The organism is Mesorhizobium sp. CNPSo 4688 (genome assembly GCF_057784295.1).
Window position 1 is genome coordinate 29,489 of sequence record NZ_JBWLUY010000011.1, and the last position, 26,854, is coordinate 56,342.

General features: G+C 63.7%; 29 protein-coding genes. 16 read left to right on the forward strand and 13 right to left on the reverse strand.

What is annotated here, in order from left to right:
- The first annotated feature begins 4 nt into the window (after positions 1-4).
- Together AC04SH_RS21565 and AC04SH_RS21570 are read left to right on the forward strand one after the other, a co-directional pair.
- On the forward strand, positions 5-1,468 hold the full coding sequence (locus AC04SH_RS21565) for a RimK family ATP-grasp domain-containing protein (protein WP_488576550.1): 1,464 nt from the start codon (positions 5-7) through the stop codon (positions 1,466-1,468).
- Between the two features lie 19 nt (positions 1,469-1,487).
- A complete protein-coding gene (locus AC04SH_RS21570; protein ID WP_477234328.1) occupies positions 1,488-1,760 on the forward strand; it encodes a DUF3303 domain-containing protein in 273 nt (90 codons plus the stop codon).
- 12 nt (positions 1,761-1,772) lie between these two features.
- Here AC04SH_RS21570 and AC04SH_RS21575 read toward each other — a convergent pair whose 3' ends face one another.
- Positions 1,773-2,672 carry a LysR substrate-binding domain-containing protein gene (locus AC04SH_RS21575; RefSeq protein ID WP_488576551.1) on the reverse strand — a complete coding sequence of 300 codons (900 nt, stop codon included), beginning with the start codon at positions 2,670-2,672 and terminating at the stop codon, positions 1,773-1,775.
- An 87-nt stretch (positions 2,673-2,759) separates the two neighbouring features.
- Here AC04SH_RS21575 and AC04SH_RS21580 point away from each other — a divergent pair, with 87 nt between their 5' ends.
- Positions 2,760-3,677, forward strand: coding sequence for a fatty acid desaturase family protein (locus AC04SH_RS21580; protein WP_488576552.1), 918 nt, complete (start codon positions 2,760-2,762; stop codon positions 3,675-3,677).
- Between the two features lie 10 nt (positions 3,678-3,687).
- Here AC04SH_RS21580 and AC04SH_RS21585 read toward each other — a convergent pair whose 3' ends face one another.
- On the reverse strand, positions 3,688-4,869 hold the full coding sequence (locus AC04SH_RS21585) for a M20 aminoacylase family protein (RefSeq protein ID WP_488576553.1): 1,182 nt from the start codon (positions 4,867-4,869) through the stop codon (positions 3,688-3,690).
- 91 nt (positions 4,870-4,960) lie between these two features.
- Here AC04SH_RS21585 and AC04SH_RS21590 point away from each other — a divergent pair, with 91 nt between their 5' ends.
- On the forward strand, positions 4,961-5,809 hold the full coding sequence (locus AC04SH_RS21590) for an AraC family transcriptional regulator (protein WP_488576554.1): 849 nt from the start codon (positions 4,961-4,963) through the stop codon (positions 5,807-5,809).
- Here the strand turns inward: AC04SH_RS21590 and AC04SH_RS21595 are convergent.
- The 3 genes from AC04SH_RS21595 to ygfZ form a co-directional block, all read right to left on the reverse strand.
- Positions 5,778-7,916, reverse strand: a complete 2,139-nt coding sequence (locus tag AC04SH_RS21595; RefSeq protein WP_488576555.1) for a putative bifunctional diguanylate cyclase/phosphodiesterase — start codon at positions 7,914-7,916, stop codon at positions 5,778-5,780. The genes AC04SH_RS21590 and AC04SH_RS21595 overlap by 32 nt on opposite strands.
- Before the next feature lie 66 nt (positions 7,917-7,982).
- Complete coding sequence (locus tag AC04SH_RS21600; RefSeq protein WP_477234340.1) at positions 7,983-8,621, reverse strand: HD domain-containing protein; 639 nt, start codon at positions 8,619-8,621, stop codon at positions 7,983-7,985.
- Complete coding sequence (gene ygfZ / locus AC04SH_RS21605; RefSeq protein ID WP_488576556.1) at positions 8,621-9,481, reverse strand: CAF17-like 4Fe-4S cluster assembly/insertion protein YgfZ; 861 nt, start codon at positions 9,479-9,481, stop codon at positions 8,621-8,623. The genes AC04SH_RS21600 and ygfZ overlap by 1 nt, the downstream gene beginning before the upstream one ends.
- 82 nt (positions 9,482-9,563) lie before the next feature.
- On the opposite strand from ygfZ, the gene AC04SH_RS21610 reads away from it, so the two are divergent.
- Positions 9,564-10,895: a dihydroorotase gene (locus tag AC04SH_RS21610; RefSeq protein WP_488576557.1), complete on the forward strand. Its 1,332-nt coding sequence runs from the start codon at positions 9,564-9,566 to the stop codon at positions 10,893-10,895.
- A gap of 15 nt (positions 10,896-10,910) precedes the next feature.
- Here the strand turns inward: AC04SH_RS21610 and AC04SH_RS21615 are convergent, their stop codons facing one another.
- The 4 genes from AC04SH_RS21615 to AC04SH_RS21630 form a co-directional block, all read right to left on the reverse strand.
- Positions 10,911-11,714 carry a hypothetical protein gene (locus AC04SH_RS21615; protein WP_488576558.1) on the reverse strand — a complete coding sequence of 268 codons (804 nt, stop codon included), beginning with the start codon at positions 11,712-11,714 and terminating at the stop codon, positions 10,911-10,913.
- Positions 11,715-11,840: 126 nt separating this feature from the next.
- The gene (locus AC04SH_RS21620) at positions 11,841-12,098 is read right to left on the reverse strand and encodes a hypothetical protein (protein WP_477234348.1); all 258 of its coding nucleotides are present in this window, start codon (positions 12,096-12,098) and stop codon (positions 11,841-11,843) included.
- A gap of 333 nt (positions 12,099-12,431) precedes the next feature.
- Positions 12,432-12,806: a TIGR02301 family protein gene (locus AC04SH_RS21625; protein ID WP_488576559.1), complete on the reverse strand. Its 375-nt coding sequence runs from the start codon at positions 12,804-12,806 to the stop codon at positions 12,432-12,434.
- Between the two features lie 49 nt (positions 12,807-12,855).
- Positions 12,856-13,281, reverse strand: coding sequence for an NUDIX hydrolase (locus AC04SH_RS21630; protein WP_488576560.1), 426 nt, complete (start codon positions 13,279-13,281; stop codon positions 12,856-12,858).
- A 125-nt stretch (positions 13,282-13,406) separates the two neighbouring features.
- Here AC04SH_RS21630 and AC04SH_RS21635 point away from each other — a divergent pair, with 125 nt between their 5' ends.
- A complete protein-coding gene (locus AC04SH_RS21635) occupies positions 13,407-14,171 on the forward strand; it encodes an SOS response-associated peptidase (RefSeq protein ID WP_488576561.1) in 765 nt (254 codons plus the stop codon).
- 132 nt (positions 14,172-14,303) lie between these two features.
- Here AC04SH_RS21635 and AC04SH_RS21640 read toward each other — a convergent pair whose 3' ends face one another.
- Positions 14,304-14,459: a hypothetical protein gene (locus AC04SH_RS21640; RefSeq protein WP_112560752.1), complete on the reverse strand. Its 156-nt coding sequence runs from the start codon at positions 14,457-14,459 to the stop codon at positions 14,304-14,306.
- 438 nt (positions 14,460-14,897) lie between these two features.
- On the opposite strand from AC04SH_RS21640, the gene cysS reads away from it, so the two are divergent.
- The 9 genes from cysS (at position 14,898) to AC04SH_RS21685 (ending at position 22,772) form a co-directional block, all read left to right on the forward strand.
- Entirely contained in the window at positions 14,898-16,331 is a 1,434-nt protein-coding gene (gene cysS, locus AC04SH_RS21645; RefSeq protein ID WP_488576562.1) for a cysteine--tRNA ligase, read from the forward strand.
- 280 nt (positions 16,332-16,611) lie between these two features.
- Positions 16,612-17,022 carry an endonuclease domain-containing protein gene (locus tag AC04SH_RS21650; protein WP_488576563.1) on the forward strand — a complete coding sequence of 137 codons (411 nt, stop codon included), beginning with the start codon at positions 16,612-16,614 and terminating at the stop codon, positions 17,020-17,022.
- Positions 17,019-17,405 carry a VOC family protein gene (locus AC04SH_RS21655; protein ID WP_192256744.1) on the forward strand — a complete coding sequence of 129 codons (387 nt, stop codon included), beginning with the start codon at positions 17,019-17,021 and terminating at the stop codon, positions 17,403-17,405. Before AC04SH_RS21650 ends, AC04SH_RS21655 begins: the two co-directional genes overlap by 4 nt.
- Before the next feature lie 22 nt (positions 17,406-17,427).
- Positions 17,428-17,919, forward strand: a complete 492-nt coding sequence (locus AC04SH_RS21660; protein ID WP_488576564.1) for a GFA family protein — start codon at positions 17,428-17,430, stop codon at positions 17,917-17,919.
- Positions 17,916-18,392, forward strand: coding sequence for a GFA family protein (locus AC04SH_RS21665; RefSeq protein ID WP_488576565.1), 477 nt, complete (start codon positions 17,916-17,918; stop codon positions 18,390-18,392). The genes AC04SH_RS21660 and AC04SH_RS21665 overlap by 4 nt, the downstream gene beginning before the upstream one ends.
- Positions 18,389-19,357, forward strand: coding sequence for a prolyl aminopeptidase (gene pip, locus AC04SH_RS21670; protein ID WP_488576566.1), 969 nt, complete (start codon positions 18,389-18,391; stop codon positions 19,355-19,357). Before AC04SH_RS21665 ends, pip begins: the two co-directional genes overlap by 4 nt.
- A 46-nt stretch (positions 19,358-19,403) precedes the next feature.
- Positions 19,404-21,020 (forward strand): citramalate synthase, encoded by a 1,617-nt coding sequence (gene cimA / locus AC04SH_RS21675; protein WP_488576567.1) that lies wholly within the window; start codon positions 19,404-19,406, stop codon positions 21,018-21,020.
- A 124-nt stretch (positions 21,021-21,144) separates the two neighbouring features.
- Positions 21,145-22,074, forward strand: coding sequence for an EamA family transporter RarD (rarD, locus tag AC04SH_RS21680; RefSeq protein WP_488576568.1), 930 nt, complete (start codon positions 21,145-21,147; stop codon positions 22,072-22,074).
- Positions 22,075-22,085: 11 nt separating this feature from the next.
- A complete protein-coding gene (locus AC04SH_RS21685) occupies positions 22,086-22,772 on the forward strand; it encodes a glutathione S-transferase family protein (protein WP_488576569.1) in 687 nt (228 codons plus the stop codon).
- Between the two features lie 11 nt (positions 22,773-22,783).
- Here the strand turns inward: AC04SH_RS21685 and AC04SH_RS21690 are convergent, their stop codons facing one another.
- The 3 genes from AC04SH_RS21690 to AC04SH_RS21700 form a co-directional block, all read right to left on the reverse strand.
- Positions 22,784-23,782 (reverse strand): transporter, encoded by a 999-nt coding sequence (locus tag AC04SH_RS21690; RefSeq protein ID WP_488576570.1) that lies wholly within the window; start codon positions 23,780-23,782, stop codon positions 22,784-22,786.
- A gap of 138 nt (positions 23,783-23,920) precedes the next feature.
- On the reverse strand, positions 23,921-24,217 hold the full coding sequence (locus AC04SH_RS21695) for a GNAT family N-acetyltransferase (RefSeq protein ID WP_488576571.1): 297 nt from the start codon (positions 24,215-24,217) through the stop codon (positions 23,921-23,923).
- 202 nt (positions 24,218-24,419) lie between these two features.
- Positions 24,420-25,031 (reverse strand): LOG family protein, encoded by a 612-nt coding sequence (locus tag AC04SH_RS21700; RefSeq protein WP_192256764.1) that lies wholly within the window; start codon positions 25,029-25,031, stop codon positions 24,420-24,422.
- 125 nt (positions 25,032-25,156) lie between these two features.
- Between AC04SH_RS21700 and AC04SH_RS21705 the strand changes: the two genes are divergently transcribed.
- The gene (locus AC04SH_RS21705) at positions 25,157-26,647 is read left to right on the forward strand and encodes a LysM peptidoglycan-binding domain-containing protein (protein WP_488576572.1); all 1,491 of its coding nucleotides are present in this window, start codon (positions 25,157-25,159) and stop codon (positions 26,645-26,647) included.
- Positions 26,648-26,854: the final 207 nt, after the last annotated feature.

A 26,854-nucleotide genomic window follows, 5' to 3' on the forward strand; every position in this document is an offset into this window, starting at 1 on the left:
AACAATGACCTGGGTCATCCTCACCGGCCGGCAGAACGATCTCGACCAGGCCGCGACGCCGCACAAGATCATCACCAACCGTGATTATCTTGCGCATCCGGCGCTGTTTCGCGGCCAGCAGCCGAAGGTCATCAACCTGTCGAACAACTACGCCTACCAGAGCCGCGGCTACTATGCCTCACTGCTCGCCGGTTCGCGTGGCCACAAGGTCATCCCGACGGTCGAGACGATGATCGACCTGTCGGAGCGCAAGCTCTACGAGCACGCGCTGCCAGAACTGGAACTGGCGCTCAACAAATGCCGCAAGGATCTCGGCGGCGTCTTTCCGCAAAAAGTCTGCATCTTCTTCGGCATCGGCCCGTCGAAGATCTGGGATCGCTTCGCCAAGCTGTTATTCGACTGGTTCCGCGCCCCGGCGCTTGAGGTCCACATCAAGGACAGTGCCGAATGGGCCTCGATCCGCAAGATCGGCTTCCTGCCGCTGGCCAGGATGACCGAGGAGGAAGAGGCCTTCTTCGTCCAGGCGCTCGAGACCTACACCAACCGCGAGTGGCGTGACACCAAGGGCCGCACACCGGCGCGCTACACCTTCGCCACGCTGGTCGATCCGCATGAGGAGTTGCCGCCGTCGGAGATTTCCTCGCTGCGCTACTGGGCCAAGATCGCCGAAAAGATGGGCGTCGAAATCGAACCGATCACCAGGAAGGACCTGGCCAAGCTCGCCAATTACGACGCGCTGTTCATCCGCGAGACCACCTCGATCTCCAACCATACCTACCGCTTCGCGCGCCGCGCCCAGCAGGAAGGCATGCCGGTGATCGACGACCCGCTGTCGATGATCCGCTGCACCAACAAGGTCTATCTCAACGAGCTGATGGCCTACAACAAGGTACCGGTGCCGCCGACGGTGATGATTGCCGGCACCACGGACCTCGACTTGGCGGCGCAGACGCTGGGCTTTCCGCTGGTGCTGAAGATCCCGGATTCATCGTTTTCGCGCGGCGTCAAGAAATGTGGCAGCTTCGAGGAACTGAAGACACTCGCCACCGAGTGGCTGGAGGATTCCGATCTTCTGATCGCGCAGAAATTCATTCCGACCGAATATGACTGGCGTGTCGGCGTGCTCGGCGGCCAGCCGCTGTTTGCCGTGCACTATCTGATGGCCAAGAAGCACTGGCAGATCGTCAACCACAAGGCCAGCGGCAAGCCCGACCAGGGCGGCATCAAGACCTTCACGCTGAAAGAGACGCCGCCGCATGTCGTCGAGACGGCGGTGAAGGCGGCGCGCTGCATCGGCGACGGGCTTTACGGCGTCGACCTCAAGGAAACCAAGGACGGCGTCTTCGTCATCGAGGTCAACGACAACCCCAATCTCGACCATGGCTGGGAGGATTCCGGCGAGAAGGACGAGGTCTGGGTACGGCTGACGCAATGGTTCCTGGAACGGCTCGACCGTCCCGGGCGGTAATTCAAGGCGAGGGGGACGTATGCAGTTCATCGTGATCGAGGATTTCACCGGCTGCGACCGTAAGGAGATCTATCGTCGCTTCGGCGAACGCGGCCGCCTGAAGCCGGATGAGCTTGTCGTGCACCACTCCTGGATCGCGGCGGATATGAGCCGCTGCTTCCTTCTGGTCGAAGCCGATGACGTCACGCTGCTGCAGCGCTGGGTCATCGAATGGTCCGACCTGGTGGAGTTCGAGATCGTTCCCGTGGCGACGAGCAAGGACATGGTGGCGGCGCTGGCGGGCCATCTCTGAGTGGGCAAGCCATCATAGAAGCGCCGGCGAACCTACCGCCCGCCGGCATTCCTCGACTAGCCAGGCGCGAAACGCCGCCACCACATCGCGCCTTGCGCTGCGCTCGGGGATCGTCAGGCAATAGGGTTGGCGCAGCGCGATCGACAGGGTATTCGGCCGGACCAGCCGGCCGTCTTCCAGCGCCTGGCCGCAATAGATGCCTTGTGCCAGCGTCACGCCCAACCCTGAAATGGCAAGGTCGAGCGCTGCCCGCGACGAGTTTGCCGACAGGCCGCGCTGGACTGCCCGGCCGGGCTCGATGCCAGCTGCCTCGAACCAGTTGCGCCACGAGGGAAATGACGCGCCAGTCGGTCCCCAATCGGTATGGATCAGCGGCAGGCCGGCCAGTTTTTCCGATCTGGTGGCAAGTCCAGGTGCGCAGACGGGATAGACGGCGTCCCTGACAATGTCCTCGGTCGGGTGCTCACGATAGTGCGGTCCGAAGGACAGTCTGAGGTCGATCAGTTCACGGTCGAACGGCACCGGGTCGTCATCGCCGCGCAGGGATATGTCGACGGCGCCGTGGCTGGCGACAAAGCCGGCGAGACGTTCCGAAAGCCAGCCCATCGCCATGGACGGCGGCACCGATATGACAAGCCGCGGGCGGAAGGCATCGCTGCCGCGCGCGATGCTGCCGATTTCCTGGAAGGCCAAGGTCAGCCTCGGCAGCATCTCGACGCCGGCCTCGGTCAGCACCACGCGGCGGTTGACGCGATGGAACAGCTTGCGGCCCATCTGCTCCTCGACGGTGCGGATAAGCTGGCTGACGGCCGCCGCCGAGATCGACAGCTCTTCCGCCGCCGCGGCAAAGCTCCCCGAGCGTGCAGCCGCCTCGAAGGCTTGCAGTCCTTTCAGGGATGGACGCGCGGCCATTTGGTGATCCGATAAATAAGCTTAGCTTATCTATTTTGCAGAAATCCTCGTTTTTAGAAAGGTTTCTTGTTGGGGTAGCGTGGCGCCATGAACATATCGGCCCAGACTGAACCCAGAGACCATCGCGATGTCATCGCGTCGCTGACCAATGAGCAGCGCAGCCGCCTGACCGGCAAATCGGACGGGCCGGGCCTGGTCCAGCTCGCATTCCATCTCGGCGGGATCATCGTTATCGGCGCGCTGATTGTGGCTGAGGTGCCGTACTGGCCGCTGCTCATGCTGCCGCAAGGCATCCTCATCGTCTTCCTGTTCACGCTGCTGCATGAGACAGTGCACAGGACGGCCTTCGAGACACAGTGGGTCAACGATGCCGTGGCAAGGGTCTGCAGCCTGGCGATCGCGCTGCCGGCCGACTGGTTCCGCTACTTCCATTTCTCTCATCATCGCTTCACCCAGGATCCCGAGAACGATCCCGAACTCGCCTTTCCGAAGCCAGAGACGGTGCGGCAATACATCGTCCACGTCTCCGGCCTGCCAGTCTGGTGGGGGCATTTGCAGACGCTCTACACCAACGCGACCGGCGGCTGCCGCGACAGCTACGTGCCGCCGAAGGGCCTGCCCAAGGTGCGTTCTGAGGCCCGCGCCATGATCGCTTTCTACGTCGTAGTCGCCGCACTGGCGCTCTGGTTCAACGCGACGGTGCTGCTCTATGTCTGGATCGTGCCGGCGCTGCTCGGACAGCCATTCCTCAGGCTCTATCTGCTGGCCGAACATGGCCGCTGCCCGCTCGTCGCCAACATGCTCGAAAACACCCGTACCACGCTGACCAACTGGCTGGTGCGCAAACTTGCCTGGAACATGCCCTACCACGCCGAGCATCACACTTATCCCGGCGTGCCGTTCCATCAGCTGCCGGCGTTCCACCAGCTGATAGAACGCCATCTTAAAGTGGTCGAGCCCGGCTATGTCAGCTTCCACGAAAAATACATCGAGACGCTGCGCTGAATAGCGGCATTCAATCTGCTGTATTGGCCGCCAGCGTCTGCTCGACGAGGGTGACGAAATAGCTCAGCACGGTCGGAACGATTGCGTCGTTGAAGACATAGCGATCGCCATGCAGTCCTTCGCCCGGTCCGACTGAGCCGGCGCCGATCCACGCATAGCAACCGCCGGCTTCGCGGACCATATAGGCGAAATCCTCGCAACCGAGGCTCGGGTTGAACGCGGTCTCGACCTGCTCGCTGCCGACGACGGCGGTGGCGGCCTGCACGGCCTGTTCGGTCGCGACCGATGTGTTGACCAGCGGCGGATAGCCTTTCCTGTAGGCCAGCTTTGCGGTCAGGCCGTGCGCCGAGGCGATACCGTCCGCGATGTCGCCGATCAGCCTTTCACAATGATCCGACAGAGCGGACTCGAAGAAGCGGCAGGTCCCCTGCAGCCAGACCTTGCCCGGCACGATGTTGCCGACATTGCCGCCATGGATCTGCGTGATCGAGACGACCAGCGCCGTCTGTGGATCGACCGAGCGGCTGACGATGCGCTGCGCGGCCTGAACGAAAGCGCCGGCCGCAAGCACCGGGTCGTCGCCAAGCTGCGGCATGGCGGCATGTGCGCCGGTTCCCTCGAAACTCAACTCGAAGGTGTCGACGGCCGCCATCATCGCACCGGCGCGAGTAGCGATCGTTCCAAGCGGCAGTCCCGGCCAGTTGTGGACGGCGTAGACGGCTTCCACCGGGAAGCGCTCGAACAGCCTGTCCTCGATCATGCGCATGCTGCCCCCTTCATTTTCCTCCGCCGGCTGGAAGATGAAATAGACGGTTCCGTCGAAGGCTCTGCTGTCGGCGAGCAGCTTGGCGGCGCCGAGCAGCATCGCGGTGTGGCCGTCATGGCCGCAGGCATGCATTACGCCGTCCTTTTTCGAGGCATATGGCAATCCGGTCTTCTCCAGCACAGGCAAGGCATCGAGCTCGGCCCTGAGCCCGATGGCGCGTGTCCCCGGCCGTCCCCTGAGGACGCCGACCACGCCGGTGCCGCCTACGCCTTCATGAATTTCGTCAAGCCCGAAGGCGCGCAGTCTGTCGGCAACAAAGCGCGCGGTCTCGTATTCGCCGAAGCCGAGCTCGGGATTGGCGTGGATGTGGTGCCGCCATTCCACCACCTGCGGGGTGAGGGCGGCGACGGGGTCGTTGTGTAGCATTGCGCTCTCCTTGCCGGCCGTCGTAAATTCGGCCTTGTCGATGCCAGCACCTAAAGGGTTTGCGCCGGCAGCGTCTTGAACAGGATTGACCGTGTCGGGAATTCAGGAGCCGCAGGAGACAACGCAGTTCTGGCGTCATCCGCGCTTTCGCGATCTTGGCATGCTCAAGGCGCGTTTCACCCGGCATCGCTATCAGCTGCACACGCACCCGACCTATGTCGTCGCCCTGATCACGCAAGGCTGCGAGCGTGTCCGCATCGGCAACGAGACCGTCGTCGCGCCGTCGGGCACCGTCCTCCTCGTTAATCCGGAGATATGGCACGACGGCGAGGCGGGTGCCGAGCAGGGCTGGGCCTATCGGACCTTTTATCCCTCGACCCCACTCATGGGCGCGATCGCTGCAGAGCTCGGGCAGGATCGTGCGCCACTGTTTTCGCAATCGATCGTCGATGATGCCGACCTCGTCCAGGCTGTGGCCGTAGCGCATCAGAGCTCGACATCAAGCGATGCCACAAGTGCCGAAACATCCATGCTGATCGCCTTGCGCAGGCTCATCCTGCGCCATGGCGATTGGGGCGGCCGGCGGCGCGAGGCGGTCGAAAGCTTCGGATCGAAAAGCCGGCTCCAGGTCTATGAACAGGTCATCGAAGACCATCTGAACTCGGACCTCGATTTGCGGCGGCTCGCCGAAGCTGCAGGCGTGACGCGCTTTCAGGTCATCCGGGATTTCAGGAAGGTGCTGGGTCTCACGCCCGCTGCCTTCATCCGTGACCGCCGGTTGCGCCGCGCCGATCTCCTGATCCGCCAAGGCTCAAACCTCGCCGACGCCGCCCTTGCGGCCGGCTTCTCCGACCAGAGCCATCTCTCGCGCACCTTCCGCGCGGCGCATGGAATGACGCCGGGGATGTTCAGGCGGGCCGGGACGCGGCCTTCGACTTGAGCAGTCGTGCCATGTCAGCCGCCTTTGACGGAACGCCGATCAGAAAGCCCTGCGCCTCGACACAGCCAGCCTTGCGCAATATGTCGAGCTGCGCTTCGGTCTCGACGCCTTCAGCGGTGACGGTGATGCCGAGCTCGGCGCCAAGCCCGATGATCGTGCGCACGATCGCCGCCGTGTCCCGGTTGTCGATATCATGGATGAACGAGCGGTCGATCTTGATCTTGTCGACGGGAAAACGCCTGAGATAGCCAAGCGACGAATAGCCGGTGCCGAAATCGTCGAGCGCAATGCGGACGCCGAGTTCGCGCAGCTGCCTCAGCGTCTTCAGCACCGTCTTGCTCTCATCCATCAGCACGGTTTCGGTGATCTCCAGCTCAAGCCGCCTGGCCGGCACGCCGGAAACGGCCAGCGCCGAAATCACGCTGCGGGCAAAGTCGGCGCTTCTGATCTGCACGGCCGAGACGTTGACGGCGATGCGCATTTCGGGCGGCCAGCCGGCGGCCACGCTGCAGGCCTGTTTCAGCGCCCATTCGCCCAGCGGAACGATCAGTCCGCTGTCTTCGGCGGCCGCGATGAAATCGTCGGGCGCCACCAGGCCGCGCGTCGGCGAATTCCACCGCATCAAAGCCTCGGCCCCGACGATTTCGCCCGACGCGATGTTGGTGATGGGCTGGAAGTCCAGGACGAATTCCTGCCGCTTCAGTGCCGTCTCGAGATCGGTTTCGAGCGCCCGGCGCTCTCGCACCAAGGCATCCATGCCGGGTTCGAAAAAGCGGTAGACGTTGCGGCCTTCGCTCTTGCCGCTGTAGAGCGCCATGTCGGCATTCTTCAACAGCGTGTCGGCGTCCTTGCCGTCACCGGGATACAGCGCGATGCCAACGCTGATGCCGACATGCATGTCGCGGCCCTTGTCGCGAAACGGCTGGCTGACGACAGCGACGATGCGCTTTGCCAGTTGTTCCGCATCGGTGGCACCTTTGGGATTGAACTGCAGGATGGCGAACTCGTCGCCGCCGAGACGGGCGACCACATCGGTCTCGCTGCGCAGGCTGTGCCGCAGCCGCTCGGCCACGCATTTCAGCAGCCAGTCGCCGGCGGGATGTCCCCAGGTGTCGTTGACGGCCTTGAAGCGATCAAGGTCGAGCGAGAAGATCGCCAGCGGAGTAGCCGGGGTTTCGCCAAGCGCCTGGTCGAGCCGCTCGCGGAACATCGAGCGGTTAGGCAGGTCGGTCAGCGTGTCGTAATGGGCAAGGTGGCTCATGCGCTCTTCGGCGCGCCGGCGCTCGGTGATGTCTTCGAACGTCGCCACCCAGCCGCCCCCGGCAAGCGGCCGGCGCGCAATCAGCAATGTCCGGCCATCGGCAAGGATTCGATTTGTCGAGCGCGTTTCGCCGGCCTGCAGGCTGGCCCTGGTCTTGGAGATCTCGCCGTCGATGTCGATCGACGGATAGATGCGCAGGCGCACCATCTGTTCGAGCAGGGCGCGATGGCTCATTCCGAGCGGGAAGTCGCTGGGTGTGACGTTGTAGAGGTCGAAGAAGCGCTGATTGCGCACGATCAGCGTGCCGTCGGCGTCATACATCAACAAGCCTTGCGACATGTTGGCGAGCGCCGCATCGAAGCGGCGGTGCTGCTCCTTCAGTTCCTGCTCGGCCCGCCTTTGCTCCGTGATGTCCTCATAGATCGACACCCAGCCGCCCGAGGCCAGCGGCCGGTGCGTGATGGAAATGATGCGTCCGTCCGACAGTATTTCCTCGTAGGTCGAGGCTTGCGCGCGCTCGATATAGGGCTTGCGGATGGCATAGAGGTCTGCGGCGCTCTGCGAGGCGACGCCGATGTCGACGCTGTGTTGGAGAATATCCAGGAACGCGATGCCGGGCCGCACGATCTTCGCATCGAGGGAGAAGATGCTGAGATAATTGCCGTTGCAGATGATCATCCGCTCGTCGGCATCGAACATGCACAGGCCATGCGACATGTTTTCGACGGCCGCCGAAAAGCGCTCGTTCTGGTGGCGCAATTCGTCTGCGATCTGCTGTGGGGCGGCGACGCCTCCGGCTCCCCGTCTGCGGACGGGCGAACCACCCTTGACGTGCGCAACGGACATGAGGCGTACCTGCTGACCGTGATCGAACCCGGTACTGTGGTTACCGCTGGTTAATTTAGCGTATGTTCACTCGGCCGAATGCACAGCAACCGCTGCCTGGCGCTGCTTTTCAAGCGTCGCATAACGCTTGAGGAACGCCGCCTGCGCCGAGGTCACCGAGCGCGGGTTGAAATCGAAACGGTCGGCATTGAAGCCGCGCGGCCGGCCGAAGAACTCGGTTGCCTCCGCAGTCGAAAAGCCGGCGAGCAGCGTCGCCTCATAGTAGGCAGCGATCTGGTCGGCGCGCTTGATCTCCTTGCGCAGGCCGGCGCCGAGTTCCGCCGGCAGCGAAAAGCGCTGGTGGATCGCGCGCTGCAGCCTCAACTCACAGTCCTTATAGGAGCCGCCCATCACCGATTTGAATGGCGAGATCATGTCGCCGATGACATATTCCGGCGCGTCGTGCAGCAGCGCCGCCAGCCGCGCATTGGCCGAGGCATCCGGCTGCAATTCGCCAAAAAGCGCCTCGACCAGCAGCGAATGCTGGGCAACCGAAAAGGCGTGATCGCCGCGTGTCTGACCATTCCAGCGGGCGACGCGGGCAAGCCCGTGGGCGATGTCGGAGATTTCGATGTCGAGCGGCGAGGGATCGAGCAGGTCTAGCCGCCGTCCCGACAGCATGCGCTGCCAGGCGCGCGGCGGCGCCCCGACACGGTCGGCGGCCATCAGGCGTCCTCCGCGCCGACCGCTTCCCTGGGAAAGCTGAACTTTGCCCAGGCCGGAATGGCGAGCGAAACAGCGACGTCACCCGCCAGGATCGGTTGGCCGGCGTCGAGCGCCGCCTTGACCCGGTCGATGCGGGCAATGGCTAGGCCGTTCGTGCCTTCGCTCGAGCCGAGCGTGCCGACCGGCCGCCCGGCCACGGTCAACTCCGTGCCCGGCGCGGGCAAAGCATGGTCAGCCGAAACGATCAGCACGCGCCGTCTGGCGGTGCCGCGATGCTGCATGCGCGAGACCACTTCCTGGCCGACATAGCAGCCCTTCTTGAAGCCGACCCCGCCGGTCTCGTCGAGCAGCACGTCATGCGGGAAGGCCTCGCCGAGCTGGTAGTCCGGCCCGCTTTCGGCAATGCCGTGGGCGATGCGCAGGGTTTGCCACGCAGCCGGATCGCCGCCTTCGGATGCGCCGCCATAGGAGCGGCTGACGGCTACGTCACGGAAGCGGGTATCGGCAAGTGTCGTTGAATCAGAATGTGAAGCGGTTGAATCATCGCCCCATGCAACCGTAACAAGCGATTGATCCTGCTTGGCAATCTCGGCCTTGGCGCGCAGCTTGTAAAGCATCAGCCGGCGCAGGAAATCGTCTGCGACGTCGGCCCGGCATTCCAGCTGGAAGCCGCTTTTGCCGGCGCGCGCGATCAGAAAATCGAACAGGATCTTGCCCTGCGGCGAAAGCAGTGCGCCGGGCTTTGCCTCTGCGGCGGCCAGCGTGTCGAGGTCGGTGGTGAGGATGTTTTGCAAAAAATGCTCGGCATCCGGGCCTGACACGGAAATGAGGGCGCGGTTGTCGAGAAGGGCAAAGGGCATGGGCGGCAAAGAACCTGATCTTGCAAAACAGACGGTCATTACGTAAGCCCCTGATACTCCCCCCGCAAGAGACCGAACGCCCATGGCCAGCACCTACGACCTCATCCTGACAGGCGGCACGGTGGTCAACCATGACGGCGAGGGCGCCCGCGATGTCGGCGTCAGGGACGGCCGCATCGCGGCCATTGGGGATCTTCGCCAAGCTTCGGCCGGCGAAACGATCGACTGTCGCGGCCTGCACATACTGCCGGGCGTCGTCGACAGCCAGGTGCATTTCCGCGAGCCGGGGCTGGAGCACAAGGAAGATCTGGAGACGGGCTCGCGCGCGGCGGTGCTGGGCGGCGTCACCGCCGTGTTCGAAATGCCCAATACCAACCCGCTGACCACCAGCGAAGCGGCGCTTGCCGACAAGGTGCGGCGCGCCACCGGCCGCATGCATTGCGACTTCGCCTTCTGGGTCGGCGGTACGCGCGAAAACGCCGGAGATGTCGGCGAACTCGAGCGGCTCCCCGGTGCGGCCGGCATCAAGGTGTTCATGGGTTCCTCCACCGGCGACTTGCTGGTCGAGGATGACGGGGGTGTCGCATCGATCCTAAGAAACACCCGCCGCCGCGCCGCCTTTCATTCGGAGGATGAGTTCCGTCTGCGCGAACGGCTTGGCGAACGAATTGAGGGCGATCCGTCATCGCACCCCGTCTGGCGCGACGAGATCGCCGCCTTGCGCTGTACCGAGCGGCTGGTGCGTATTGCGCGAAACACCCGCGCCCGCATCCATGTCCTGCACATCTCGACCGCGGAAGAAATCCTGTTCCTCGAACAGCACAAGGATGTTGCCACCTGCGAGGCGACGCCGCATCATTTGACGCTCGCGGCCGACGACTACGCGCGGCTGGGCACACTGATCCAGATGAACCCGCCGGTGCGGGCGGCACGCCATCGTGACGGCGTCTGGCACGGCATTGCGCAAGGAATCGTCGATGTGCTGGGCTCCGACCACGCCCCGCACACGCTGGCCGAGAAGGCAAAGCCCTATCCGGCCTCGCCGTCGGGGATGACCGGGGTGCAGACGCTGGTGCCGATCATGCTCGACCACGTCAATTCAGGCCGGCTGACCCTGCAGCGCTTCGTAGACCTGTCCAGCCACGGCCCGCAGCGCATCTTCGGGATGGCCCGGAAAGGCCGCATCGCCGCCGGCTACGACGCCGATTTCACCATCGTCGACATGAAGCGCCGCGAGACCATCACCAATGCGCAGGCCGGCTCCAAGGCCGGCTGGACGCCCTATGACGGCAAGCAGGTCACCGGCTGGCCGGTCGGCACCGTCGTGCGCGGCCGCCGCATCATGTGGGATGGCGAGATCGTCACGCCCGGGCAGGGCAGGCCGGTGGAGTTTTCCGAGGCTTTGCCGAAATAGCCTGACGGCAAAAACTCAATCCCCGGCGACGAAGAATGTCCATTGCCCGGCGGGCGTGATGCCGACGCGGTAGAAGATGTAGGCGCCGAACTGTTTCATGTCGTCATAGTCGCCGGCGGTGACGATCTTGAACAGTTCGACCCGCTGTTTGGCGTCGAGCTTGTCCAGGGGCATGGCGAAGAAGTATGGCCAGACATAGAGCTCCTGCGGCGTGCCGACATCGACATGGACATAGCCGGCATTGAGCACCTCTTCCATGATGGCGAGGATTTCCTGGCCTTCCTTGTCGCCCGAAAGCCCCTTCAGGAAGGCGATCGGGTCGCCCTCGATCTCGCCCAGCGACAATTGGGTCATGGTCTCGCCGGTGCCGATAAGGGGCCGCAGCTTCTCGATGTCGCCGCTGACGCAGGCTTCGACCATCAGGTCGTGCATGCGCCTGACCGGCTCCGGCAATTTGGAAAGGTCGTAGACGACTTCAGGCACCGGCGCATCGGGATCTGCACGCGGGTTGGCCACGCCGCCATCGTCGGTCGGCCCTTCCGGCTCGCTTTGTTCAGGCTCTGCGGGTGACTTCGGCTGGCTGGCCGCTGGCGGCGTCGTGCCGGGCAGATCTGGCATCGGCACGGAATTTTCGGATGGCGCCGTCTCACCATTGGTTGGCGGCGCGGCCGGCGCCGGAAGCTCCTCGCGCTTGATCTCGCTCAGCGCGTAGGCAGGGCTGCTTGTCAGGACAAGTGCCGGCGGAACCGCGGCGCAGGAAGCGGCAAGCCAGATGCTGAGGACCAGTCCGCGAGGCTGGCCTGACATCGAAAAATTCACCGCTTGCCTCTCCTTGGGCCTGGGCTCCTTCAGGTGCCAGGCATGATGCCCAAACGGCGCGCCGTCGTCAAAGAACCGATCAAGGCGCCGGAGCGCCGGTTTGCGCCCAGAGGGACGCAGGCAGATCTAGTGGCGCAGCCGCTCCGGCTCGAAAGCGCCGGCGATCACCTTTTCACGCATGCGGTCGAGCAGGGCAAGAGCTGAAGTCTCACCATTGGCGCGCAGCATCTCGCCGAACGCCATTTCAAGTGCTGCCTCGGCGATGATTTCCGGCTCGATGCCGGCCGACAGACCTTCCGCCCAGGCCTCGCTATGGCTTTCCACCGCGGTCAGGCGCTTTTCTTCCCTGACCAGCGCGTCGATGTCGTTGACGCCATGTTCCATTTGCGATGTCCACCCTTTTCAAGCGGCGATCCGACGGGTCGAATCCGGCTTGGGCTGTCCCTGTCTCCACACAGGCTAAGTAAGTATTTGTAAATACGACATTTTTTTGATCGTCTTTTACAAACTTCATCGCCTGCGTTCGGTCCAGGTTAAACTTAGCCGATTAGACCGGTGAGCGGGATGAAAACCTTCAGTTTGAGTTAATTCCACATCCACGCGCTAACGTTTCGTTAATACTGTTGCCAAAGTGCAACACCAACATTGCATCAACATGCCGTGGATACAAGGCGGAGGTACACGAAAAGGTGTGGCTATAACGCAGTCCGGCGCTCGTCAGTTGCCATAGCGCGAAGCAATGTCGCGGGTCAGCGTCTCGCCTTCCTTCATGTAGCGGCTGATGGCCGCGGTCGCTGATGGCGTGCACTGCGTGTAGGTGCCGCCGAAGGAACGGTAGCCGCGATTGAAGCTGGCGATGAAGCGGGCGCGCCGTTCCGGATCGGGATTTTCCGAATCGATCAGCTTTTCCATCTCCGTGCGCCACTGGTCGCCCTTTTCGCCGCATAGATTGCGCAGGAAATGCAGCGACCCCAGTACCTCGGCCAGCCGCATCAGCCCAGGCTCGAACGGCGACTCGGCGGCCAGCGCCGGCTGCACGGCAGCCGTGCTGGCGGCGAGGCATGCGGCAAGGAACAGCGCGGCGCGGGTCATAAGTCTTTCTGGCCAAACAATTTGTCGCCTGCAAGGCGATTCTCTATCTTCAGATACCGGGACCGCTTGAGCCCAGAAGCTCCTCAGCGACCTCAAACACATCGCCTGCGAGCGGCATGTCGGTCATTTCGTTCAGTGTATAGAAGGCGGCGGTCTCGGCGTCGTCGCTGGCTGTCGCTTCGCCGCCGGCATAGGCAGCGCCGAAGACCGTCAGGAGATAGTCGACCGGATGATTCTCGCCGCTGCCGTCGATGTGGATGGCCCGAAGCGGTCGATAGTTTCGGGCCTGCAGACCGGTTTCCTCCATCAATTCGCGCGCTGCCGCTTGCTCAAGCGTTTCGCCGGGCTCGACCTTGCCGCCGGGAAAGGCATAGACCCCTTGCGACGGCGGCCGCGCCCGCTTGACCAGCAGCACCGTCTTGCCGCGCACGACGGCGACGGAGACGGCGGGAAGTGTCTTGCGCTGCTCGTTCATCGATCGCGATTCGCCTATATGAGGTCAGACCCTTGTGGACGGCTGGCGGCATTGAGCTTTAGCGGTTGCGCAAGGCTGGTTCCATCGCCACTTTCGCGGTCGGATCATTTCATCGAGCTTGCTCTATGTGCGGACGCTTTGCCCTGACGGCCACTCCGGACCAGACCGCTGCCTTGCTCGGCCTGGCGGAGTTGGAGGATTTTCCGGCCCGCTACAACATCGCGCCGACGCAGCCGGTGCTGATGGCGCTCTCCGGACCGCCGCGCATGCCGGGCTCGAATTTCCCGGACCGCCAGGCGATGCTGGTGCGCTGGGGTCTTGTCCCGGCCTGGGTCAAGGACACCAGGGAATTTCCGCTGCTGTTCAATGCGCGCTCGGAAGGAGCGGCGGAGAAGGCCTCGTTCAAAGCCGCCATGCGCCACCGCCGCGCATTGGTTCCGGCCTCCGGCTTTTATGAGTGGCAGCAATCCGGCAACGGCAAGAAGGGCCAGCCCTACTGGATACGGCCGAGGAATGGCGGGCTCGTCGCCTTTGCCGGGCTGATCGAGACCTACGCCGAGCCGGGCGGTTCGGAAATGGATACCGGCGCCATTCTCACCGTCAACGCCAATGCCGGCATCGCCCATATCCATGACCGCATGCCGGTGGTGATCGCGCCTGAGGATTTCGCCCGCTGGCTGGACTGCCGCACGCTCGAGCCGCGCGACGTGGCCGACCTGCTCAGACCTGCACAGCCCGATTTCTTCGAGGCTGTGCCGGTCTCCGACCTCGTCAACAAGGTCGCAAACACCGGGCCCGAGATACAGGACAGGGGCATCGTCGGGCCGGAGCCCGAGAAGGTCAGGCGCCAGAAGCCCGGCGCGGACGACAGTCAAATGACGCTGTTTTAGAGCACGACCCAAGAAACCAGTCTTCGGGAAGAACCTGCTCAATTAGGAAGTGCTGTTGTTTCAGGCGCGCTTGGGCGCCTCAGCCTTCCGTGCCGGCGTACGCCTTGGCGGCGGCCGGTGCCCGAGCTTTGATCAGGCAGCGCGGGGTGAAGTGATTTTCGGTGCCGGCTTCTTCTTCTTGGCGGTGTGCAGAAGGGCGGCGACAATCGCGGCCGGGCCGATCGCGCGGTAGTGGTTGGCGAGCGCCGGTTGCTTGGCGCGGCTCGATTCCTGCTTGGTTCGTGACATCAATCTCTTCCCTGGTAACATTTCCGTGTCTGCGTTTGCCGGCTGAATCTGACCGAATCGTGACCCATGGTGAACTAGCCGGCGAATGTTTCATGACTGTGCCGACATGTTTAATAAAATGTTTCAGTGCCTCATGACCTGTGATCCAGCGACGCTTTTGCCGGAAGTTGCGACTTGACGGCAACACCGGCCAAGGCGATAAAGCCGCCCATGAAAACGTCTTTCGCCATTTGTGGCATTTGCATTATTGGCTAGCCTCGCGCTGGTCCGGACGTTTTCGCCTCATCTTTCCCCAGAGTGGACAAACGCCCCGGCCAGCAGGCTGGAGCCCGATTTGTGCCTCGGCGCAAGGACGGCTCTGCCCAGAGCATGATCCCGAAAAGTGGGTTTCGGATAAGATCATGCTCAACCAAAGAGTAACGGACCGGAAGGGCACGCATGTCTGACGCATCGAAGGGTCTCAGCCTCTACAACACGCTAACGCGGACGAAGGACGTGTTCGTCCCGATCGATCCTAGCAATGTGCGCATGTATGTCTGCGGCCCGACCGTCTACGACTTCGCCCATATCGGCAATGCGCGGCCGGCGATCGTCTTCGACGTGCTGTTTCGTTTGCTGCGTCACCTCTATGGCGAGGCTGGTGTCACGTATGTGCGCAACATCACAGATGTCGACGACAAGATTAACGCCCGCGCGCTGCGCGATTTCGGCGCCGAGATCGCGTCGGGAAAACTGACGCTCAACGAGGCGATCCGCCGCGTCACGGAAAAGACGGCCGACCAGTATCACAAGGATGTCGCGGCCCTCGGCTGCTTGCCGCCGACGGTCGAGCCGCGCGCCACCGAGTTCGTCGCGCGTCGCGCCGACGGCAAGGCCGACATGATCACCCTCATCGAGCGGCTGATCGAGCGCGGCCATGCCTATGTCGCCGCCGGCGAGGTACTGTTCGACACCGCCTCGATGCCGGATTACGGCGAACTGTCGAAGCGCAATCTCGATGAGCAGCAGGCCGGCGCCCGCATCGCCGTCGATGCGCACAAGAAGAACCCCGGCGATTTCGTTTTGTGGAAATTGTCGTCGCCGGAAGAGCCCGGCTGGGACAGCCCGTGGGGCAGGGGCCGTCCGGGCTGGCACATCGAGTGCTCGGCCATGTCGGCCGCCTATCTCGGCGACGTCTTCGACATCCATGGTGGCGGCCTCGACCTGATCTTCCCCCACCATGAGAACGAGATTGCCCAGTCGCGCTGCGCGCACGGCACCGACGTCATGGCCAATGTCTGGATGCACAATGGCTTCCTGCAGGTCGAGGGCCAGAAGATGTCGAAGAGCCTCGGCAATTTCTACGCCATCGCCGAACTGCTGGAGACCGACACATTCGGCGGCCGCAAATGGCCGGGCGAGGTGCTGCGGCTGGCGATGCTGATGACGCATTATCGCGAGCCGATCGATTTTTCGGTCCGCAAGCTGGAGGAGGCTGAGAACACGCTGCGCAAATGGAAACGCGCCGCGGACTTGGCGCCGGCCGCAGGGCAGGTGCCGGCGGAAGTCGTGGCAGCGCTGTCGGACGACCTCGCCACCTACGCCGCCTTCCAGCAGCTGACGCAGCTTGCCGGCGAGGCCGCGGACGGCAACGAAGCTGCCGCTTCGTTGAAGGCCTCACTACTGTTCCTCGGCTTCGATGTCGGTGCGGCCAAGGTCGATGAGGCCGCGGTCGCCAAAGCCATCGCCAAGCGCCTGGAACTGATCGCCGCGAAAAACTGGGCCGAAGCCGACCGCGTGCGTGATGAGCTGCTGGCGCAAGGCGTGCAGTTGAAGGACGGCAAGGACCCGGCGACCGGAGAGCGCGTGACGACCTGGGAGGTGAAGCGGTGAGGGTGACGCGAGGCACCGTTGCGAGGTTGGCGAAGGCGCCGATGACAGCTGATCTCCCCCCTTGCGGGGGAGATGTCCGGCAGGACAGAGGGGGGTGTGAAGGAACACCAACGTTCCTACTTGCTCGTTCTGGTTCCAGCTACTTCCCGAGAATGCAGCGATCGCCAGTTGAGATGCTGGCGGGACAGCACCCCCCTCTGTCCTGCCGGACATCTCCCCCGCAAGGGGGGAGATCAGCCGTCACCTCGGTTTTCTATAATGTCCAGTGTGGCGGTGCGTGATGGGCCACGACCGCGTTCCATCGCGTCAGCGCAAGAATGCAAAGTCCATGCGTCGCGTCATGACCGATGCCGAGCTGAAACTATGGAATGAGTTGCGGGCTCACCGGCTGATGGGGATGAGCTTTCGCCGACAGGTACCGATTGGACCTTACATTGTCGACTTCGCCTGTTCGGCCCACCATCTCATAGTCGAGGTTGATGGCAGCCAGCATTCCGATACTGAGCACGCAGAACGCGACAAGGCACGCAGCGTCTATTTGAAGGCAAGTGGCTGGACCATCCTGCGCTTCTGGAACGACGATGTCATCCGCGATATCGACAATGTCTGCCAGCATATCGTCATCGAGGCCGGCTTGGCTGGCGCTGATATGACGGCACACGAACCAGCAGCAAGGGGGGCAGTTTCATGATCGACCATCTCGGCATCAACGTCGCCGATTTCGACGCTTCGAAAGCCTTTTACGACCAGGCGATGGCGCCGCTAGGCGCCTCGCTGATCTACATGGTGCCGCTGGAATATACCGGCGGCGCCAAGGTCGGTGGCTATGGCCGCGACCGGCCGGTGTTCTGGTTGCAGGCCAGCAACGATGAGCCGAGGACCCATCAGCATGTCGCCTTCACCGCGCGCAGCCGCGCTGAGGTCGATGCGTTCCATGCCGCCGCCCTTGCCGCCGGCGGCAAGGACAATGGCGGGCCGGGCCTGCGGCCGCATTATCACCCGCACTATTACGGCGCCTTCGTCTTCGATCCCGACGGCAACAATGTCGAGGCTGTCTGCCATGCCCCGGAATGAATATGAAACGGAGTGAGACGCGATGAGCCTCGACAACCGGCCGATCTACACCGGCGGCTGCCAATGCGGCGCGGTGCGCTTCCGCGTCGAGGGCGCGCTGGGCGATGCCTCGATCTGCCATTGCCGCATGTGCCAGAAGGCGTTTGGCTCCTTCTACGCACCGCTGGTTTCGGTGCGTGGCGCCAAGCTCGACTGGACGCGCGGCGAACCGAAATATTTCGCCTCGTCCAGTCACGTCGACCGCGGCTTCTGCGCCAATTGCGGCACGCCGCTGACTTTTACCGCGCCTGATGGCGTCGGCCTCGCCATTGGGGCGTTCGACAATCCGGCCGAAATCGTGCCGCTGATCCAGTGGGGCACAGAGGCAAAGCTGCCCTATGTCGACACCATCCCGCAACTGCCCGGCGAGGACACGATGGCCGACATATCATCGGCGCCTTATCTCGCCGAACTCGTCTCCTACCAGCATCCCGACCACGACACCGAACAATGGCCGCCAGAGGAAAGACCATGACCGATGAAATTCGAACCGGCGGCTGCCAGTGCGGCGCCGTGCGCTTCCGCATCAGGGGCAAGCTCGGCCGCCCATCCATCTGCCATTGCCGCATGTGCCAGAAACAGTTCGGCTCTTTCTTCGGTGCGCTGGTGACGGTGCCCAAGGACGGTGTCGAATGGGTGCGCGAGGAGCCGAGCTACTTTCAGTCGTCGGTCAACATCGATCGCGGCTTTTGCGCCCGGTGCGGCACGCCGCTGACCTATCGCCAGCCGGGCGCGCTTGAGATCGCGATCGGCGCGTTCGACGACCGCTCGGATCTGGCGCCCCAGATCCAGGTCAACTACGCGGTGCGGCTGCCCTGGGTGGAGAAGATCTTCGAGGCGCCGATCCTCGACGATCCCGACTTCTATCGACGGCAGGAGCAGATCATCTCCTTCCAGCATCCCGACCACGAAACGGCCAACTGGCCGCAGCAGGGCTTGAAACTATGACGATCCACGGCAGTTCCTTGCGTACGCTTTATCCCGAGATCGAGGCCTTCGCTTCCGGCATGCTCGATGTCGGCGACGGCCACCAGATCTATTGGGAGCGCTCCGGCACCAAGGGCGCCAAGCCGGCGGTGTTCCTGCATGGCGGTCCCGGCGGCGGCATCTCGCCAAAACATCGGCGGTTATTCGACCCGAAGCTTTACGATGTCATCCTGTTCGACCAGCGCGGCTGCGGAAAATCGACGCCCAACGCCTCGCTCGACGCCAACACCACCTGGCATCTGGTCGCCGACATCGAACGCCTGCGCGTAATGTGCGGCTTCGATAAATGGCTCGTGTTCGGCGGCTCCTGGGGCTCGACGTTGGCGCTCGCCTATGCCGAGACGCACCCAGATCGCGTCAGCGAGCTTGTGGTGCGCGGCATCTACACGCTCACCCGCGCCGAACTCGAATGGTACTATCAGTTCGGCGTCTCCGAAATGTTTCCCGAGAAGTGGGAGCGTTTTCAGGCGCCGATCCCGGAAGCCGAGCGCGGCGACATGATGGCCGCCTACCGCAAGCGGCTGGTCGGCTCCGACCGCAAGGCGCAGCTCGAAGCCGCCCTTGCGTGGAGCCTGTGGGAAGGCGAGACGATCACGTTGCTGCCGGAACCGGAAACCAGCGACAAGTTCGGCGAGGACGATTTCGCCATCGCCTTTGCCCGCATCGAGAACCACTATTTCGTTCACGCCGGCTGGCTCGAGGAGGGACAGCTGCTGCGCGACGCGCACAAACTGAAGGACATTCCCGGCACCATCGTCCATGGTCGCTACGACATGCCATGTCCGGCGCGCTACGCCTGGGCGCTGCACAAGGCCTGGCCGAAGGCGGATTTCCATCTCATCGAAGGCGCTGGCCATGCCTATTCGGAACCGGGGATCCTCGATCAGCTGATCAGGGCAACGGACAAGTTCGCAGGAAAGAAATGACATCGGCCTTCGGGCCAGAGGAGGGTGCGTACGCACCCGCGCAGCCATGACAAAGCAACGCCTCTATCTCTTCGACACCACATTGCGCGACGGCCAGCAGACGCCGGGCATCGACTTTTCCGTCGAGGACAAGATTGCGATTGCCAAGCTGCTCGATGAGTTCGGCATGGACTATGTCGAAGGCGGGTATCCCGGCGCCAATCCGACCGACACCGCATTCTTCCAGCAGAAGCGCACGGCGAAGGCAAAATTCGTCGCCTTCGGCATGACCAAGCGGGCAGGCGTATCGGCGTCCAACGATCCGGGCCTGGCGGCGCTGGTACAGTCGAAATCCGACGCCATCTGTTTCGTGGCCAAGAGCTGGGACTATCATGTCCGCGTCGCGCTTGGCTGCACCAATGAGGAGAACCTCGACTCCATCAAGGCTTCGGTCGAAGCAGCTGTTGCCGCCGGCAAGGAAGCGATGGTCGATTGCGAGCATTTCTTCGATGGCTTCAAGGCCAATCCGGACTACGCGCTGGCCTGCGCCAAAACCGCCTACGATGCCGGCGCGCGCTGGGTGGTGTTGTGCGACACCAATGGCGGCACACAGCCTTCGGAAGTGCGCGCCATCGTCGGCAAGGTCATCGCATCTGGCATCTCCGGCGATCATCTCGGCATCCATGCCCATGACGACACGGGCCAGGCGGTGGCCAATTCGCTCGCCGCCGTCGAAGCCGGCGTGCGCCAGATCCAGGGCACGCTGAACGGCATCGGCGAACGCTGCGGCAACGCCAATCTGGTCTCGATCGTGCCGACGCTGGCACTGAAGCCGGCCTTCGCTGACCGCTTTGAGACCGGCATCTCGGCTGAGGCGCTGACCGGCATTTCGCGGCTATCCCGTGCCTTCGACGAACTCTTGAACCGCGCGCCGGAAGCGCAGGCGCCCTATGTCGGCGCCTCGGCCTTCGCCACCAAAGCCGGCATCCATGCCTCGGCACTGGCCAAGGAGCCGGCGACCTATGAGCACGTCGAGCCGCAAGCCGTCGGCAACCGCCGCCGCGTCATGGTCTCCGACCAGGGCGGCAAGGCCAATTTCCTCGCCGAACTGAAGCGGCGCGGCATCGACGTGCCAAAGGACGATCACCGTCTCGACGCGCTGATCTCGGTGGTCAAGGAACGCGAGGCCGAGGGCTACGCCTATGAGGGCGCCGATGCCTCCTTCGAGCTCTTGGCGCGCAAGATGCTCCACGGCCTGCCGGAGTTCTTCAACGTCACCTCGTTCCGCTGCATGGTCGAGCGCCGCTTCGATGCCAATGGCCAGCTGAAGACGGTCTCCGAGGCGATCGTCAAGGTGATGGTCGATGGCGAGGAGAAGATGTCGGTGGCCGAGGGCCACGGCCCGGTCAACGCGCTCGACATCGCGCTGCGCAAGGATCTCGGCAAGTTCCAGGGCGAGATCGCCGACATGGAACTGGCCGACTTCAAGGTGCGTATCCTCAATGGCGGCACCGAAGCCATCACCCGTGTCCTGATCGAATCGCATGACGGCACCGGCGCCCGCTGGTGGACGGTCGGTGTGTCCGAAAACATCATCGACGCCTCCTTCCAGGCGCTGATGGATTCCATCGTCTACAAGCTGATGAAGAACCGCGAGATGGCAGGGCTGGTGGCGGCCGAGTAGGCCTTTTCCTCGCCCCGCGAGAGCGGGGAGGTGGCCCGGCCCTTTGAACCATCAGCAAAAGTCCGTTGATCCATCACAACTTTGCGATGGTCTTGGCCGAGCCGTTGAGCCATAGCGTTGCGCCATGGCCACCGACGCACTCGCCCCCGATGCCGACTCCAAGGCCCGCAACGGCTTCCTGCTGGCGCTGGGCGCCTATCTCCTGTGGGGGCTGCTGCCCTTTTACATGAAGGCGGTCGCGCATCTGCCGCTGATCGAGGTGATCGCCCACCGCATCGTCTGGTCGGTTCCGATTGCCGCTGCGGTGCTGGTCTGGGCAGGCCGCACGGCAGATTTCAAGGCGGCGATCCGCTCGCCGCGCAGCATCGGCATGGCGGCGCTGACGGCGACGCTGATTTCGATCAACTGGGCCATCTATGTCTGGGCGATCTCGGTTGACCGCACGGTCGAGACCGCGCTCGGCTACTACATCAACCCGCTGGTGGTGGTCGTCGTCGGCGCGGTGCTGCTGGGCGAGCGGCTGGACCGGCTGCAGATCGCGGCGGTGATGCTCGCAGCAGTCGCGGTCACGGTCTTGACCATCGAAGGTGGCAAACTACCCTGGGTGTCGCTGGCGCTGGCGTTCTCCTTCGCCGCCTACGGTTTTTTCCGCAAGACGCTGCCGATCGGCCCGAGTCAGGGTTTTCTGCTCGAAGTGCTTTTGCTGTCGGTGCCGGCGCTTGCCTACATCGTCTTCCTGATCGCCAACGGCCAGGACCATTTCATTTCCAGCACCGGCACCGACACGGCGCTGCTGATCGGCTGCGGCCCGGTCACCTCCGTGCCGCTGCTTCTGTTCGCCTTCGGCGCCAAGCTTCTGCGCCTGTCGACCATCGGCATCATGCAGTACATCGCGCCGACCATGGTGTTCCTGATCGCCGTGCTTGCTTTCGACGAGCCGTTCGGCACCACGCAGGCGATAGCCTTCGCGCTGATCTGGGCGGCGCTGGCGATGTATTCCTGGTCGATGTTCCGCGGCCGTGAAACCCGCCCGGCGGCGCTGGCCGCGAAGTAGGGAACTTTTCGATGTACGTGCTGCACATTGCCAACAAGAATTATTCGTCATGGTCGCTGCGGCCATGGGTGCTGATGCGTACCCTCGACATTCCGTTCGAGGAGCGGCTGACGCCGTTCCCGACCGGATCGAGCTTCGACCTCTACCGGGCTTTCTCGCCCAGTGGCCGTGTGCCTTGCATGGTCGATGACGGCTGGGCTGTCTGGGATTCGCTGGCCATCGCCGAATATCTCGCCGAGCACCACCACGGTGTGTGGCCGATTGAGGCCAAAGCACGCGCCTGGGCGCGTTCGGCCGCCGCCGAAATACATTCGGGTTTCACCACTTTGCGCGGCGCATGTCCGATGAACTGCGGCGTGCGGGTAAAGCCATTTCCTATGTCTGACGCGCTGAAGCAGGATCTCTTCCGCCTCGGCGATGTCTGGAATGATGGCCTTGCCCGGTTCGGCGGGCCGTTTCTTGCCGGCGGCCATTTCACCGCCGTCGATGCCTTCTTCGCCCCGGTGGCATTTCGCGTGCAGTCCTATGGGCTCTCTTTCGAAGGGGCAGCTGCCGCCTATCCGGCGCAATTGCTCGGGCTACCGGCGATGCAGGAATGGTATGCGGCGGGCCTCGCAGAGACATGGCGTGAACCGGACCATGAAGCGGAAGTCGCTGCCGCCGGCACCGTCACGGAGGATCTGCGCGCCACGGCGTGAAATCAGCCGGGCTACATCCGCCCGAGCCGCCTGACGAACAGATAGGTCGCCGCGGCGATCACGATCGAAACCGCTGACACCACCCAGAAGCCCATCGGCGTGTTGACCAGCGGCAGGCCGCCGACATTCATGCCGAAGAGGCCCGAAATGATCGTCATCGGCAACAGCACCGCCGTCATGACCGACAGCACATAGAGCAGCTGGTTCGACTGCATCGTCAGCTTGGCCATCAATTCGTCCTGCAGCAGCCTGGTGCGCGCCTGCAACTGCTCGCCGTCGTGATAGAGCGTGTGCGCCCGGTGCGACAGCCTTGTCGCCATGTCGTTGATCGGGTCAGGCAGTTCGTTGCGATGTGAATGGTCGAGATGGCGGAAGAGGTTGGTCAGCGTCGCCATCTGCCGGTGGATGACCACCAGCTGACGGCGCGCCTCGACCAGTGACTGCCGCTCGCTGTGCCAGGCATCGCGCACGATACGGTCCTCGATGCCGTCCAGCGTATCGCCAAGGCCGTGGAGCTCGGCCGCCATGCCGTCGAGCGACTGGCCCATCACCGCCTCGATCAGGTCGGCCGGGGAGCGGAATTTGCGCGATCCGCTCTCGACCGCCTTGCGGACTAGATCGACCGATTCCAACGGCTGCTTGCGCGCGCCGATCAGCATTTTTTCGTTGAGGGCGAAGCGGAAATGGCCGAGCCCGCGCGCCTCCGCCGAATAGTCGTGCCGCAGATCCGGCAGATCGCCATAGAGCCAGTCATCCTCGAGATCGATATGGCAGCCCTGGCTGGCGCCAAGAAAGGCTTCGCGCACCGGCGCCGGCAGTGCCTGCTCGGCAGCGATCTCGCGGCGGGCGCGCAGGTCGGACAGTTGGTAGCTGCGCCATGTCCACGCAGCCTCGGCCGCGTCCTTGGTGCGCAGGCCGTCGGCGGTGAAATGATAGATGAAGAACAGCCCGTGCTCGTCGGGCAGGTAAGGCGACAGGGGAGTGCCTTCCGCGTTGAGAGCGATGTTCACGGCTCGCCTCGCCAGATACAGATTTCGACCACGCCGTGCGCGGATGCCGGCACGCCATTCGTAGCATGGGCTAACCGGGTTCTGTGTGACAGTTTCTTGACAGGGCGATCACAGTCCGTCGATCAGCGATGCCCGGCGTCAGAGATTCTTGCGAAACAGATGCAGGCGATGCAGCGGCCTGGCATTGGACTTCTGCTTCTGGGCGAGGCTGGCCGTGTTGGTGTCGCCTATCCAGGTGTTGCCCAGCGTCTCATAGCCGGCGGCTTTTAGCGCCAGCACGACGCGGCGCAGCACCACCGGATTCACGCCCTGGCCCTGCAGATCGGGCCTACAGGCAAACCTCCGGAGTGCTGCACCGTCAGGGATCGCGTTTCGTGACCTGCCCTGGTTCGAGCGCACCGTCTCGATCCATCTCGCCTGGCGGCGCCAGGACAAGCGAGCGGTGATTGCGGAGTTGAGGGAGACAGTAGGGCAGTAGGGCAGTAGGGCAGTAGGGCAGTAGGGCAGTAGGGCAGTAGGGCAGTAGGGCAGTAGGGCAGTAGGGCAGTAGGGCAGTAGGGCAGTAGGGCAGTAGGGCAGTAGGGCAGTAGAGAGAGGCTCGAGGCCTTCTAAACATACTGCCGTACTCCCTTATTCCCTACATCTTATCAATCACCGACTGCACGCCTTCCGTCGGCGCATCGACCGACGAGCCCGCCACCATGATGGCGGCGACGATGGCTTCGGGGTCTTCGATCACCAACGGTTTGACCCGCTGCGCGGTGTGAATGAAGCCTTCGCTCGACATATGGTCGAGCAGCGCCAGCATCGGATTCCAGAATCCTTTGACGTTGGCGAAGACGATCGGCTTGCGGTGATGGCCGAGCTGGCCCCACGTCATGACTTCGACGATCTCCTCGACCGTGCCGATGCCGCCCGGCAGCGCCACAAAGGCGTCGGATTTTTCGAACATCTTGTGCTTGCGCTCGTGCATGTTGTCGGTGATCAGCAACTCGTCGAGCCGGTCAAGCGCGGTTTCGGTCGCCTCCTTGTTGATGAGGAAGCGCGGAATGATGCCCGTTACCTTGCCGCCGGCCTTGAGCGCGCCTTCGGCAACGGCGCCCATAATGCCTTTGGTGCCGCCGCCGTAGACCAGTCGCAGGCCGGATTTGGCGAGCGAGCGGCCAAGCAGGTGTCCGGCCTTGGCGTAGATTTCATCGCGGCCCGGAGACGAGCCGCAGTAGACGCAGACGGATCGAATCGTGTTCATGCGTGATTGGTGATTGGGTCTGAATGCGGGGTCAAGCCCCAGAGGCTTCCAAGCCCGGGCTTTTTCTTGTCGGTTCCGGCAAAACGCGCTAGACCGGCGTTAGGTGGCTAAGGGGCAGGGGAAATATGGCTGTTAATCCATTGAAGGCGTTTCTGTTCGCGGCGGGTGGGACCGTCGCGGTCGTCGGAACGGCCTATGTATCGGGTGCACTCGACCCGTATCTCAATCCCACGCCGCCGGCGGAGATTGCGTCGCTGACGCCGCCGGCCGACTCCGGGACCGAGGGAAGGCTGCCGCCGGCGCCTGCCGCCCCAACCGATGCCAAGGCTGTGCCGGCACCGGCGCCTGCCGACGCAACAGCTCCCGCGACAGCCCCGGGAGCACCGGCTGCGGCCGGCTCGGTTGTGCCGAGCTTCGATGTCGTACGCGTCGAAAGCAACGGCTCGATCGTCGTTGCCGGCAATGCGGCGCCCAATTCAAAGGTCGAAATCCTCAACGGCTCGACGGTGCTCGGGTCGACCGTCGCCGGTCCGGACGGCGCCTTCGTCATCGTCCTCGACGATCCGCTCAAGCCCGGCGACTATACGATCGCACTGCGTTCGACGGCCGGAGATGTCGTAACGCCTTCGATGCAGACTGCCGTCGTTTCGGTTCCCAAGGATGCCGCCGGCCAGGTGCTGGCGATGGTTGAGGAACCGGGCAAGCCGGCCGAGCTGCTGACTGTTCCCACGCCTGAGACCAAGCCTGCGGCACCGGCTGCCGGCGATCAGGCCGCTGCTCCTGCTGCTGAGGCACCTGCCGCCCCGGCCGCTCCGGCTCCGGCGACACCGCCGGCTGCGGCAGCGGCTGAACCCAAGATCGTCGTCGAGGCGGTCGAGATCGACGGCAACAAGATCTTTGTTGCCGGTCTGGCTGACGCCGGCCGCAAGGTGCGCGCCTACGCCAACGATATCCTGCTCGGCGACGCGGTGACGTCGCGGGACGGCCATTTCCTGGTTGAGGCGACGCGCGACATCCCGGTTGGCAGCTACACCATCCATGTCGACGGTCTCGATGCTGACGGCGTGAAGGTGGTTGCCCGCGCCGCCGTGCCGTTCGAGCGCGAACCGGGCCAAGCGGTTGCCGCCGTGGCGCCTGCAGAGACCAAGCCGGCCGAGGCAAAGCCGGCCGCACCGGCTGCTGCCGAAGCGCCGGCCGCTCCCGCAGCGCCAGCCACGGTTGCGGCTGCGCCCGCCGAGCCCGCAGGGGCTCCTGCCGCTCCGGCGACCGAGGCGCCGGCACCGGCGGTGCCGGCAGCGCCCGCTACCGAGGCTCCGGCTGTCGGAGCGGCAGCAACGCCGGACGTGCCCGAGTCGGTGGCGCCGAAACTCGAACATGCCGACGGCGCCGTCATCATCCGCCGCAACGACACGCTGTGGCGGATTTCGCGGCGGGTCTATGGTCATGGCGTGCGCTACTCGACCATCTATCTCGCCAACCAGGACCAGATCAGCGATCCCGACCGCATCTGGCCAGGGCAGGTGTTCAAGGTCCCGGAAAAGTCGAAGGAAGGCGAAGCCGCCGACCTCAAGGCGATGGGCGAGCAAGCGACGACGGCGCCGATGAAGGCGCAGTAGCGGTCGAGCGCGTATCTCCCCCCTTGAGGGGGAGATGGCCGGCAGGCCAGAGGGGGTCGCTGCGCGTGGAGCGCTAGCCTTCTCTTCGCTGCTAACGACGTCGCGTCAGGACGCACCGACCCCCTCTGTCGCCTTCGGCGACATCTCCCCCTCAAGGGGGGAGATTAGGTCACTCTACCCATCGGATTAGCTTGCCCCACATCCGTT